This window comes from Pantoea alhagi (assembly GCF_002101395.1).
GTDB classification, from domain to species: domain Bacteria; phylum Pseudomonadota; class Gammaproteobacteria; order Enterobacterales; family Enterobacteriaceae; genus Mixta; species Mixta alhagi.
In genome coordinates this window covers 574178-586753 of record NZ_CP019706.1, presented here as the reverse complement: position 1 = coordinate 586753, position 12576 = coordinate 574178, and the positions used below count along the sequence as shown (strand labels likewise).

General features: G+C 55.8%; 13 protein-coding genes. 4 read left to right on the top strand and 9 right to left on the bottom strand.

Features of this window, described 5'->3' with window-relative positions:
- Nucleotides 1-6 precede the first annotated feature (6 nt).
- From hpxK to B1H58_RS02740, 4 genes are all read left to right on the top strand, one after another.
- Nucleotides 7-1287: an allantoate amidohydrolase gene (gene hpxK / locus B1H58_RS02755; RefSeq protein ID WP_085067869.1), complete on the top strand. Its 1281-nt coding sequence runs from the start codon at nt 7-9 to the stop codon at nt 1285-1287.
- Entirely contained in the window at nt 1287-1778 is a 492-nt protein-coding gene (gene uraD / locus B1H58_RS02750; RefSeq protein ID WP_085067868.1) for a 2-oxo-4-hydroxy-4-carboxy-5-ureidoimidazoline decarboxylase, read from the top strand. Before hpxK ends, uraD begins: the two co-directional genes overlap by 1 nt.
- Complete coding sequence (uraH, locus tag B1H58_RS02745; protein WP_085067867.1) at nt 1775-2110, top strand: hydroxyisourate hydrolase; 336 nt, start codon at nt 1775-1777, stop codon at nt 2108-2110. The genes uraD and uraH overlap by 4 nt, the downstream gene beginning before the upstream one ends.
- Nucleotides 2111-2174: 64 nt before the next feature.
- Nucleotides 2175-3500: a nucleobase:cation symporter-2 family protein gene (locus B1H58_RS02740; protein WP_085067866.1), complete on the top strand. Its 1326-nt coding sequence runs from the start codon at nt 2175-2177 to the stop codon at nt 3498-3500.
- Nucleotides 3501-3555: 55 nt separating this feature from the next.
- Here B1H58_RS02740 and B1H58_RS02735 read toward each other — a convergent pair whose 3' ends face one another.
- From B1H58_RS02735 to B1H58_RS02695, 9 genes are all read right to left on the bottom strand, one after another.
- Nucleotides 3556-4044 (bottom strand): hypothetical protein, encoded by a 489-nt coding sequence (locus B1H58_RS02735; RefSeq protein ID WP_085067865.1) that lies wholly within the window; start codon nt 4042-4044, stop codon nt 3556-3558.
- A 105-nt stretch (nt 4045-4149) separates the two neighbouring features.
- Nucleotides 4150-4935: an AraC family transcriptional regulator gene (locus B1H58_RS02730; RefSeq protein WP_085067864.1), complete on the bottom strand. Its 786-nt coding sequence runs from the start codon at nt 4933-4935 to the stop codon at nt 4150-4152.
- Between the two features lie 16 nt (nt 4936-4951).
- On the bottom strand, nt 4952-6319 hold the full coding sequence (locus tag B1H58_RS02725) for an MFS transporter (protein WP_085067863.1): 1368 nt from the start codon (nt 6317-6319) through the stop codon (nt 4952-4954).
- Nucleotides 6320-6330: 11 nt separating this feature from the next.
- A complete protein-coding gene (locus B1H58_RS02720) occupies nt 6331-7230 on the bottom strand; it encodes a hypothetical protein (protein WP_085067862.1) in 900 nt (299 codons plus the stop codon).
- 11 nt (nt 7231-7241) lie between these two features.
- Nucleotides 7242-8150: a TauD/TfdA family dioxygenase gene (locus B1H58_RS02715; protein ID WP_085067861.1), complete on the bottom strand. Its 909-nt coding sequence runs from the start codon at nt 8148-8150 to the stop codon at nt 7242-7244.
- The gene (locus B1H58_RS02710) at nt 8147-9715 is read right to left on the bottom strand and encodes an AMP-binding protein (protein ID WP_085067860.1); all 1569 of its coding nucleotides are present in this window, start codon (nt 9713-9715) and stop codon (nt 8147-8149) included. Before B1H58_RS02710 ends, B1H58_RS02715 begins: the two co-directional genes overlap by 4 nt.
- Entirely contained in the window at nt 9712-10395 is a 684-nt protein-coding gene (locus tag B1H58_RS02705; RefSeq protein ID WP_085067859.1) for a thermostable hemolysin, read from the bottom strand. The genes B1H58_RS02710 and B1H58_RS02705 overlap by 4 nt, the downstream gene beginning before the upstream one ends.
- A 242-nt stretch (nt 10396-10637) precedes the next feature.
- Nucleotides 10638-11408, bottom strand: a complete 771-nt coding sequence (locus B1H58_RS02700; protein WP_085067858.1) for an amidohydrolase — start codon at nt 11406-11408, stop codon at nt 10638-10640.
- Nucleotides 11396-12556: a pyridoxal phosphate-dependent aminotransferase gene (locus B1H58_RS02695; protein ID WP_085067857.1), complete on the bottom strand. Its 1161-nt coding sequence runs from the start codon at nt 12554-12556 to the stop codon at nt 11396-11398. Before B1H58_RS02695 ends, B1H58_RS02700 begins: the two co-directional genes overlap by 13 nt.
- Between the last annotated feature and the right edge of the window lie 20 nt (nt 12557-12576).

The following is a 12576-nucleotide window of genomic DNA, read 5'->3' as shown; positions in this document are numbered from 1 at the left end:
CCATCGATGAACCTCAGTGAGGCGGAGCGGGCTGCCGCCCGCGTAATGGCACGCTGCGATGCGCTGGCGCAGATCAGCGAAAGCCCGGATGGCCTGACGCGGGTCTATCTGTCGCCTGAGCATTTGCAGGCTAACGCTCTTGTCGGCGAGTGGATGCGGGCAGCGGGCATGCGTGTCTGGCAGGATGCGGTAGGCAACATTTGTGGTCGTTATGAAGGGGCAGAGCCTGGCGCACAGGCGCTGCTGCTCGGCTCTCATCTGGATACGGTGCGCAATGCCGGGCGCTATGACGGCATGCTGGGAGTGCTGAGCGCTATTGAAATCGTCAGCTGGCTGCATCAGCAGCAGCGCCGCCTGCCGCTGGCGATTGAGGTAGTCGGCTTTGGCGATGAAGAGGGCACCCGCTTCGGCATCACGCTGCTGGGCAGCAGGGGGCTTACCGGCAGCTGGCCGGAAAGCTGGTCCGCCGTAGCCGACGGCAACTCAATTACCGTTGCGCAGGCGATGAAAGATGTCGGACTGGATATCGCCAATACAGGCAAGGCCGCACGTGCGCCAGAAGAGATCGCCGCCTATCTCGAACTGCATATTGAGCAGGGGCCCTGTCTGGAGCAGGCCGATCTGGCGCTGGGCGTGGTAACAGCAATTAACGGTGCGCGTCGGCTGAGCTGCCGCTTTCAGGGCGAAGCGGGTCATGCCGGAACTGTGCCGATGGCGCAGCGTAAAGATGCGCTGGCCGCCGCCGCCGAATGGATTGTTGATATTGAACAGATGACCCGCCGCTACGGACAGCAACGCGTCGCCACCGTTGGCACGCTACAGTGCACCTCCGGCGCGGTGAATGTGATCCCTGGCGAGGTGGAGTTGTCGCTGGATATTCGTGGTCCTGACGATGCGCAGCTGACGGCGCTGCTGGCGGATCTGCTGGCGCAGGGCGAGGCGATAGCGCGGCGGCGCGGCGTAACATTTCACTCCACGGAATACTATGCAATCAACGCCACGCGCTGTGACCCTGAGTTGCAGCGGGCGTTAAGCGATGCGGTAGCTCAGGTGCAGGGACGTTCGCTTTCTCTACCCAGCGGAGCCGGTCACGACGCTATCGCTATTGCTGAGCGCTGGCCGGTCGGCATGCTGTTTATACGCTGCGCCGGTGGCATTAGCCATCATCCGGCAGAAGCGGTCACTCAACCGGACGTAGCCCAGGCTGTACAGGCTGCGCTGCTGACGGTAGAGCGTTTCGCCGCCAGTTTTACGCCGCTGGCGATGCCGGGCCGGGAGGTAGTCTGATGAAGCTTGCCGGTTTTAATCAACTTCCTCCTGAGCAGGCGCAGGCTGTGCTGGCCCATTGCGTGGCGATTAAACGCTGGCAGCAGGCGATGGTTGCGGCGCGTCCTTACGCCTCGCTGGGGGCGCTCTGTCAGCAGGCGCGTCTGCTGGCGCAAGAGTGGGGAGAAGCGGATTTTGTGCAGGCGCTGGCGGCGCATCCGCGCATTGGCGAGCGTGCCCGTGGAGAGCATAAAGAGGCGGCGTTATCGCGGCAGGAGCAGGCTGCGGTTGGCGAAGACGCTGAGCTCCGGCAGGCGCTGCGCATTGCCAATCAGGATTATGAGCAGCGCTTTGGCTATCTGTTTTTGATTCGTGCTAAAGGCCGCAGCGGCCAGGAGATGCTGGCTGAACTGCAGCGGCGTCTGGCGAATACGCCAGCGCAGGAGCTGGGGGAAGCGTTAGGCCAGCTGCGTGAAATTACGCTGTTGCGTTTACAGGAGAGCATTATATGAGTGCCATATCCACCCATATTCTTGATACCGCGCTGGGTACTCCGGCAGCGGCAGTTAGCGTGACGCTGGAGCAGTGCAGTACAGAAGGATGGCTGACGTTAACAGTGGCAAAAACTGATGCAGATGGCCGCATCAAAAGCTTGTCGGCTGAACCGCTAACGCCTGGTCACTATCGCCTGACGGCAGAGATTGGCGACTATTTTGCCGGTAGCGGGCGTGATGCGCTGTATGTCAGCGCGCAGATCGATTTTGTTATCGCTCAGGCGGGCAGCCACTATCATTTGCCTTTTCTGATTTCCCCCTGGTCCTGGTCAACCTATCGCGGCAGCTGAGCGGTCGCGTTGATTCCCTCTCTGTCCGGTGATGTACCGGTCCGCAACTGCAAAAGGTGTCACGATGAATGAGAATCGCGTCAGGCCTGAAGATGTGCGTTATCCGCTGGGTAAGACTTTCGCCTGGGGAATGCAGCATGTATTAACGATGTACGGCGGAATTATTGCGCCACCGTTGATTATCGGCAGCGCTGCCGGGCTTTCGGCAACGGATATCGGCTTGTTGATTACTGCCGCGCTGTTTGTCAGCGGCGTGGCGACACTGTTGCAGTCGCTGGGATTACCCGGTTTCGGTGCGCGTCTGCCGCTGGTGCAGGGCGTCTCTTTTGCCAGCGTTTCCACGCTGGTAGGGATCGCTTCCGGCTCTGGTGGGTTACCGGTGGTTGCCGGCGCGATTATCGGCTCGGCGCTGTTCGGGCTGTTGATCGCGCCCTTTTTCGCGCATGTGATCCGCTTTTTTCCCCCGCTGGTGACCGGCACGGTAATCACGGTAATTGGTCTGTCGCTGATGCCGGTAGCGGCACGCTGGGCGATGGGCGGTAATGCAAAAGCACCGGACTGGGGTTCGCCGCAGAATATAGGGCTGGCTGCGCTGACGCTGGCGTTGGTTTTGCTGTTAAGCAAGGTGGCGCGCGGCGGGTTAAAGCGTCTGGCGGTGCTGGTGGCGATGGCGCTGGGTACGCTGTTAGCGGCGGCGGTGGGCAAGGCGGATTTTTCCGGGATAATGAGCGGGGATCTGTTCGCGCTGCCGGGCGTGTTGAGTTTTGGTCTGCCGCAGTTTGATTTGGCGGCCATCTTATCGATGGTGTTGATTGTGCTGGTGTTGCTGACAGAAACCACTGCCGGGCTGGTGGCGATAGGGGAGATTGTCGGGACGCCGGTTGATGAGAAGCGTATCGCACGCGGTTTGCGGGCCGATATGTTAACCAGCGCGCTGTCGCCGCTGTTCAATTCGTTTCCGCAGAGCGCCTTTGCCCAGAATATCGGGCTGGTGGCAATGACCGGTATCAAGAGCCGGTTTGTGGTAGCGGCAGGCGGCGTGATTTTGATTTTGCTCGGCCTGCTGCCGGTGCTGGGCAGGGTGATTGCGGCAATTCCGATGCCGGTGTTGGGCGGGGCAGGCGTGGTGTTGTTTGGTACGGTTGCCGCCAGCGGGATCCGCACGCTGGCGAAGGTGGATTATAAGGACAATATGAATTTAGTGATTGTCGCCACCGCCATCGCTTTCGGCACGATCCCGGTGGTGATGCCAGGCTTTTACGATCGTTTTCCGGGCTGGGTGCAGACGCTTCTGCACTCTGGTATTAGCGCTGCCTGCCTGGTTTCCGTGCTACTGAATGCATTGTTTAATCCGCTGCCGAAAAGGCTGTCGGTGGCGGATCGGGGTTGAGTCGTCTGCTCGCCGCTCTCCATGCTGCTGAGCCGCCTGTTTGATACGCGTTCCCTCAGCTAAAAAGCCGGGAAAAAGGGGAAAGGGTCAGCAGATTAATCTGCAACTGGCTGTGCATTAGCATCACCACCAGAATCAGCGCGGTGCAAACCATCTGTGTAATTACCGCCTTATGCAGACGAGAAACAGACGCCTGCCAGCCCTCCTCTCCGGGCAGCAATGTCGCCAACGCATCGTTAGCCGGATCGCGCAAACGCTTCTCCGCCAGGGAGTCCAGCACAAAAATCGCTACGCTAAGTAAAAACCACAGTTGGAAAACACGGTGCCAATCCTGCAGCCAAAACATCACTATTCCGCTCAGCATTAATACCCAACCGGCAATATTGTAATATCTGTCGGTAGCATCCAACCCGCGAAGCAAAATGGCCTGATTTTGGGGCTGACCGCGCTTCAAATGTGCAGACATCCACGGGGCGAAAAGCAATGGTCCGGTTGCCGCTACGGCAGCCAGGGCATGAACCAGTTTGATAACGTTATAACTCAACTCTCTTTCCTCCAGTAATAACAGCAATAAGCCATAATTTACTGGAGTCTAAGGGCACACAGGAATGTTCAAAAAAAACATTTTACTGATTAAGACAGACAGAATTTATTTATCAGACTTGTATAAAAAGTGGGACTGTAATTGTTTGCGCACCTTGCCCGGGCAGGTATTGGCTACGCGCCGAAACCAGTGGCCAAATGAATCGCCGGATGAAAATCCCAGCATTAACGACAGGCGATCGTTTGAGGCACCATTTGCCAGCCCCTGCCACGCTACGGCCAACAACAGACGATTACACCATTCCGTATAACGCAGCCCTGTCTCTTTACGAAATAAGCGGGCCAGAGTACGCTCCGTCGCGCCGACGCGTTTTCCCCACTCGGCCAGACCCAGACGCTGAGTGGGATCGGCTATCAAACTGTCGGTCACCTTCTTCAGCCGCGCATCTTGCGGCAAAGGCAGCGTCAGATTACTGTCGGGTTTTTCTTCGATCTCTTCAAACAACATCTGCAACATGCTATTACGACGCTTTTCAGAAAGCGGCATGCTTCTGTTAGCCAGCCGCTCACACAGAGCTGAAATCAAAAAAGAAGCGTCAAACAGCTTTAGATGGGATGTAAAGGAATGGCACAGTGCCGGGGCAATATACAGTACCGTCAGATCAACGCGGTTATAAGCCTGCCCCCAGTGCATGGTATCGGGCGGTATCCATACCGCCATGCCCGGTTTCATCAACCAATGCTGATCGGGTGTGTGGCCATGCAGAACGCCACGTTTTACCAGCACAAACTGACCGAGCGGATGACAGTGGGGAACATTCTCCTCCACCGCAATATGTTCCAGAACACGCTCTATTACCAGAGCATCATAGTCTAAGGTTGCTGATTTCATCTGTTGCCTGTCATGCTTATCTGGCCGGATAAGCGCGGGGTAAAAAACGGGTAAAAAGCAACCCTACCAGCATAGTTACCCCAAGAATAATAAAGCAAATCTGGAAAGCGTAAACGCCGCTAAGCTGCAGTTGCACTGTCGCCAGCACGTTGACGCCCAGTGCCGCTCCCAGATTCCGCAAAAATTGTACGGTTGCGGTCCAGGTACCCAGCTGTTCCGCTGGCGCCGCGTTCTGTGCCAGCACCAGCGTCGTGGTGGCGGTTAAGCCCATTCCCAGCCCGATAAGCAACAGCGCCAGCGCCATCGGCAACGTGTTTAATCTTCCTATGGCTGGAATCATCAGCAGTGCGCCGAAGGTTAACAACAGCATGCCGTAAAAGGCCATTCGTCGATAGCCGATGTTTGCCAGTTTGCCGCCGCAAAAGGCAGCGCCACCCACCCATCCCAGCGCGGCCAGCATAATCAGCAGGCCCGTTGACATCCCTGCGCCAGCATGATGATTCATCGCTAGCGGCAGCAGCGTTACCGAGGCATAAAGTCCGGCGCTGGAAAGCAGCACCAGCATCATGACGGCAAATAGGGGGCGATGATTAAAAAAGGGTAAAGGCACCGGGCTGCTGGCTGGCCGCTGACGCACGCGCGCTATCAACATCAGTAATGCCAGCGCCAGCGCTGCGCCCAGCATTCCTGTTATTCCCGGCAATGCCATCGAACCAGAAACCAAAAGCAGCAGGCTGCAGGTGAATATAATCAAGGCCAGCTGTGCCCAGCCATCCAGTCGCGCTTTAGCGGCACCCTTGCTTACGCCTGGGGTCATAAACAGCAGTAGCAGGGCTACCAGACCCACAGGGATATTGAGCCAAAAAATAGCACGCCAGCCGAGCGTGGCGGAAAGCAGGCTGCCGAGCAGCGGTCCCGCTACCGCGGCAAGCCCCCACACGCCGCTCAGCATCCCCTGCATTTTTCCGCGTCTGCTGGCATCAAATAGCGCCGCCAGCAGGGCGTACGAAAGTACAATAATGCCGCCCGCGCCGATGCCCTGTAGCGCTCGCGCCAGGATCAATAGCGGCATGGTTGGGCTCAGCGCAGCCAGCACGGAGGCGGCCAGAAACAACAGCAGGCACGCTTTAAGCGTGGTTGAAACGCCCAGCTTGTCGCCGCATGCGCCTGCCAAAGGCGCAAACAGGGCTACCGGCAGTAAAAAGGCGGACATCACCCATGGATAGAGCGTTGGATGACCCAACTGCCCGCTGATGGTCGGCAAAACGGTACTGACTATCGTGCTGTCCACTGCGGCCAGAAACAGGGCGGTGACAACCGCCGCGAAGGCAGGGCCGCTCTTGTTTGATAGCGCCGCTGCCGGCGCTAAAGTGGTTTCTTTCATCGTTGCCTCTATCAATATGCGGTATGAACCCGTGACGCATGAGAGAATTGCTGCACAATCGCTGCCGTTTCCTCATCCATATAGTCATCAACATTGCGAATCGCACCGCCTGACTGCACGATGTCCCGAAAGCGCAGGGTCATATCCAACTGCGTTTTTGCGGCAAGGTTGCCTTCGGTATAGTCCAGGTCGAATGCCGATTTCACCGTCTCTGCGCTGGCTAGCGCCAGCTGTGTATTCAGCGATTCCGTTTCCTGTACCAGCTGATGCATACGCCGCGTTTCCGCTGCGTTAAAGGTGGGAATAATCTGCTCAAAAATAGCGTGATCGCATTGAATATGGCGCGCCTCATCCAGACCATGAAAGTGCAGCAGCTGCGTCAGGAAACTGCGCTGCATGGGATCCAGTACTTTCAGCCGACGTTCAAACACTGTGATGATTGACTCACCGACATAGGCGGTCGAGCAAAGCGCCGCCAGCTTAATCAGCGGAGAATCATTATCGCTGTAAAGATCGATGCGCTGCTGGAACAGATTATTTTCCAGCTTGATATCGCGCCCCGAAAGGTGACGAACATACTGATAAAAGCTGTTAGCGTGATTAATCTCTTCAGAAGCAAAACAGGAGACCGCGTGGTACAGGCCATCGCCCGCCTTGAACGATGTATTCTCCGCCTGTAATTCGCACAGAATACGCGTCATTACCGTGGCGACATGCATTTCTATTTCAGCCAGCTGCGCCAGTTCTTTATAAAGATAGGCGACCGCTTTATTCTCCTGGCCCGCTTCGCCTACCAGCGCGCGTGACAGAAAATCTAGCTCTCTGTCGGTGGCGGCTTGTTCCCACGTCATTCGATTCGGATGCAGGTAGTTGAGATGCGCGGCGTGGTTAATCGTTTTAAAATTAATCATGGTAAAATCCATCAGGCCAGATAAGAGAGCGCGTTAAAAATAGTGCGGGCTTTGTCTTCAATGCGACGGCGTCCGTGCATAACGCGTGTGTTATCAATCAAAACAACATCGCCGTGCTGCCAGCCAATATCGAACGTGAAACGGTCGCAGACAGCATCGGCCTCTTCTGGTAGATCCGCCGGTATCGCCTCGCCATTGGCGAAGGTAATCACAGGTTTTTCATAATGATTTGAGGGGCCAAAAATACTGTTAGCGAAGTTATGCTTCAGCTGCGGATTAATATGACTGGCTCGGATGGCCGGGGTCTGGAATTGATAGCGAATAGCGCCATCATCATTCAGTGTAATGGTGGTGCCGGGTGCACCTGCGGTCAGCGATAAAAGATGTGCCAGCGTGGTCTTTTCCAGGCTGATGGGTGCATTTTGTTGTGCGGCCAACGCGTGAAAGGCATAGGTTTTCCATTTCTGCTCTTCAACCCGGCGGGAATAGACAATTTCCTGAAGGCTGAAGGCGGCACGCGCCGCCGCGCTTAAATGTTCAAAAACCAGCTTGCCGTCGCACACCGTGGTTTGCGAGCCGCGCTCTGGAGCCTTCTCACAGTAAAACCAGCACAGATCCGGCCAAAATGGACTATTGCCGTTTTCACAGTGCAGGCCCACTTTGTCGTAACCGGCATCCACTTTTTGCGCGGTATCGCCATTAAAACTCCGCGCCGGATCGAGACTGATACGACCACTTGACTGGCGTACCAGCTGAGAGAAACGCGCGATGCTGTGCTGGAAGCCGCGCAGCACAAGGTAGCCATGCTCCGCCAGCTGCGTGAGTAAATATTCTTTTGGCAATAACGTGATATCGCCTTCGTTTAGGGACGTCACCATCAGCCCGCCATTGCGGGTATGGGCAGTTTCACGAATATTCATACAGTAACAGTCTCGTATTGGGCTAAAAATGAGGGAACGTCATTACGACGGGGACGTCCGGTAACGGTAAACAGGCGAGCCATCACCTCAGGGCTGTAAGGGATGAGCACCGGATCTGGAATAATTTCAATTTCATTGAGATGTTCGCGCGCATAGGTCGCGATTGCCCGGCGGATAGCATGGGCCTGAGCCATATCGTTTACGATAAAAATGCCGCTCAAAAATTGCTGCTTATCACCGTAGACGATCGCCTGCACCACGCCCGGAACCGAACGGTAGGCGCTCTCCAGCCATTCCGGCGAGATATTGCGGCCGTTGGCGGTAATGATCATGGTTTTTTTCCGACCAATGATGGAAATAAATCCATCTTGATCCTGCGTGGCTAAATCTCCGGTATGTAACCAGCCGCTCTGATCAATGGCGCAGCTGCTGGGATCTTCACTGGAGTAGCCCGCAAACAGCGAGCTGCTGCGCAGACAAAGCTCGCCGTCTTCGGCAATCTTGACTTCCACATGAGCCAGCGGCTTTCTTACCGTGCCAATACGGTTAGCGCCGCGTGAATTCCAGGCCGCTACCGAGCTGTTTTCGCTCAGGCCATAGCCCTGATAGACCGGGATACCTTGCGCATCCAACTGATGCAGCAGCTCTGCCGAAACCGGCGCGCCGCCTGCCGCCAACAGCGGCACCGTCTCACGGCCAAAGAGGGCTTGCAGTAAATTGGGGCCGTTACCGTGTTGACGAGCGCGCTCGGCTAATGCTTCAACCAGCGCCGGGGTTAAGGTCATCGCCGAAGGACGCGTCTGACGGATAAGCGATAAGCGTTCCACTGCGGTAACGCCAGGGCTGCCCAGCGGCGGCAGATCGGCCGGTGGCATAATCACTGTACCGCCGGAGGTTAATGGCATATAAAGCGCGGTCACCTGCTCAATAAGCAGGCTGAGCGGAACCAGATTCAGATAGCGCTGATAATCATCAGGTCGAGCGCATTGCCAAAGCGCTGCCACCAGCGCATCCAGCCCATGACGACGGATCCTTACCCCTTTCGGCTGCGAGGTAGTGCCGGAGGTATGGAGCACTTTAATGATGGCATCCTGCATGCCGCTTTTAGGCTGATAGCGCACAGGGTGCGCATGCGGCGGCATTTTTCCCAGTTCAACGCCTAACGGAGAAGCAGAAAGCAGTAAGCCGTCAGCTTGCCACTGCGCCAGACGTTTAGCACCCATGGCATCGGTTAATACTGTCTGGCAGTTGTGTAGTAGGAAAGCCGCCTGCTCGCCGGAAAAGGCTAATGGCACCGGCACCTCTACGCGTTCCGCCAGCAGCAGGGCGATATCGGCAAGCACCCATTCCGGCGTATTGCCCATTACCACGCCGATTTGCGCGCCTTTCTCAGACAGCGTATCGAGGTGCGCTGTCAGCTGCTGCGCTTCCTGGATCAGCGTTTGATAGGTGCAGCTTATCGACTGCTGAAAATAACCGTTATCCGCCGTTTTCTGTAACTGAATAATCGCTACGGCGTGGGGATTCTTATCAGCCTGTGTCAGAATCTCATTAAGAATATTCATGCTGCCACCTGCGTGGCAGATAGCGCTGTATGCCCTATATTTTCAAACTCAGAAAAAACCAGACGGCCGCAGAAGTGATTAAACAGATGTCCACACTGTTCCAGCAAAATGACACCGGTTTGCGGCGTCTGATCGTAATAACTTCCCCATGCTTTGCGCTCATCGTCAGAAAGTTTCTCCGGCGACGCTTCCGCCAGTACAGTGAAAGGTATTTGATGAAAAGCAAGTAATTTACGTAAGCGGCGTGTGGAAGTGCAGAGAAGCGCTTTACTACCCATAAACCAGGCGATAATAGGCACCAGGCGAATTAAATCAGCGGCGGCGGCAGGATTATCAGAGGCCAGCGATCCGATTTCGATTATCTGATGCGGCAACAACGCATGATTGGTTTGTTGGAAAATTACGTTATGCAGCGGCGCATCAAGATAACGCTCAGAGAACAGAGGCTGTGAAGGAGAGGCAAAAGAGATGCCGGTGCAGGCCAGTAAATTGCCGCTGTTCTTTTCCCGGCAGGCGATAAGAATGTTTGGATCGGGATTAATTATCGCGTGGTAGTTTTTATAATAAATGTCGGTAATATATTGTCGCGCCTGTTCTGCCAGATTGTCGTGACGGTGGATAATGTCTAACCGTGACGAGAAACTATTAATATGTTGCGCTTTATGAAAGAAGCTACTCATTCCAGTCGTGCCTCGCGGTGGGGAAACTGCGAGGAATGTTAAGCTAGCTTTATGTATTGGAGTATGTTCAGAGATGACAACATATCGAATGAAACGGACAAAACGAGGCGGTCAGGTAGACAAAATCTTAAAATAGCCTTCTTTGTAAAAAACGTCTTAATTTGTCGAAAAAACAGCATTGATAAATTATGGATACGCATTGAGCTGGCCTGCTTTTAGTGACTGACCAGCCCACCTAAGGCTTAACGCCAGTCAAACGCGTCGGCATCGCGCCAGGCGGGGAAGCGTTCGCGATATGACCGTAGCTCCTCCAGCGATAGCTCAGCATGTAACACCGCTGGCTGATGCGCTTCGCCACGGTCCAGAATGATGCCCTGCGGCGAAATAATCTGGCTATCGCCGCTGTAGCGCAGTGATTTGCCATCTTCACCCACGCGGTTGCAGCCAGCAACGTAAGCCTGGTTTTCAATCGCGCGCGCCATCAGCAGCGCCTGCCAGTGATGAGTGCGCGCCTCCGGCCAGTTTGCGACATACAGCGCCAGATCGTAATCGTCGCGGTTACGGGAAAACACCGGGAAGCGCAGGTCATAGCAAACCTGCGGCAAAATACGCCAGCCGCGCCATTCCACGATCTCTCGCTGACTGCCGGCAACATAATAGTGATGCTCGTCGCCCATGCGAAACAGGTGGCGCTTGTCGTAATGGTGTACGCGACCATCCGGCTCCACCAGCAGAAAACGATTTACCGCACCTTCTTCCGTTTGCAGCGCCGCGCTGCCGCCCACCATGGCGTTAAGACGCTGCGCATGCTGATGCAGCCAGGCGACCACCCGATGCTGGGATAACGATTCACGCGCCGCTTCCATCGCAAAGCCGGTGGTAAACATCTCCGGCAGCACGATTAAATCGCACCCGGAAAGCGACGCCAGCAGCGTATCAAAATGGGCCAGATTGGCTTCGCCATTCATCCAGACCAGCGGTTGTTGTAACAGTGAAAGCGTTAAATTTGACACAGGCGCTCCGCAGCAGCCAGCAGGGTAGTTTCCTGCTTGGCAAAACAAAGACGAATCAAGCGATGAGGAAAGGCGTCGGCACAGAATACCGATAGCGGGATCGCCGCCACGCCGACTTCCTCTGTCAGCCAGCAACAGAAACTGACATCATCCAAATCAGATATCGCACTGTAATCCGCCAGCAGAAAGTAGGTGCCCTCGCAGGGCAGAATTTCAAAACGGCTACGGCTGAGCGCCTGAACAAAACTATCGCGGCGCGTCCGATAAAACGCAGGCAGATCGCGATAATGCTCTGGTTCGGCACGCAGCATATCTGCCAGCGCCAGCTGAGCAGGCGTGTTCACGGCAAAGGTCAGATATTGATGCACTTTGCGGATCTCAGCGCTTAGCGCCGCTGGCGCAACGCAGTAACCCACTTTCCAGCCGGTCATATGGTATGTCTTACCAAAAGAGGAGACGGCAATCGCCCGTTCGCGCAGTTGCGCATGCGCTAACACGCTGTGATGACCGTCGTCGGTGAAGCAGATATGTTCATATACCTCATCGCTCAGCACATAGATCTCTTCATCAGCAATGGCCTGCCACAGCGCGGCAAAGTCGCTCTGCTGCCAAACGGTGGCAGAAGGATTGTGCGGGGTATTCAGGATCACCAGCCGGGTTCGCGGCGACAGCAACTGACGAAACGCCTGCCAGTCAACGCGAAAGGCGGGGGGTTGCAGTGTCAGGCGCTTCATCACGCCGCCGGACAGCGTGACGGCGGGCACATAGCTGTCATAGCTGGGATCAAAGCAGATCACCTCGTCACCAAGCCGCACCAGTGCAGTAATCGCTGCATATAACGCCTCGGTCGCGCCAGCGGTAATGGTAATTTCGGCGGTAGCGTCAGGACGATGGCGGTAAAGTTCCGCTGTTTTATCGGCAATCGCTTCACGTAACGCCGCTACGCCGGTCATCGGCGCATACTGATTTGCGCCCTGGCTAACATGATACGCCAGCCGCTGCTGCAAATAACGCGGGCCGTCAAAATCGGGAAAACCCTGCGAGAGATTAATCGCGTTGTGCTGCTGCGCCAGCGCGCTCATCTGGGTAAAAATGGTGGTGCCGAGCGACGGCAGCTTGCTTTGTGGAATCAACGGGTTAGAACGCATAAATAACTCACCTTTCGTGC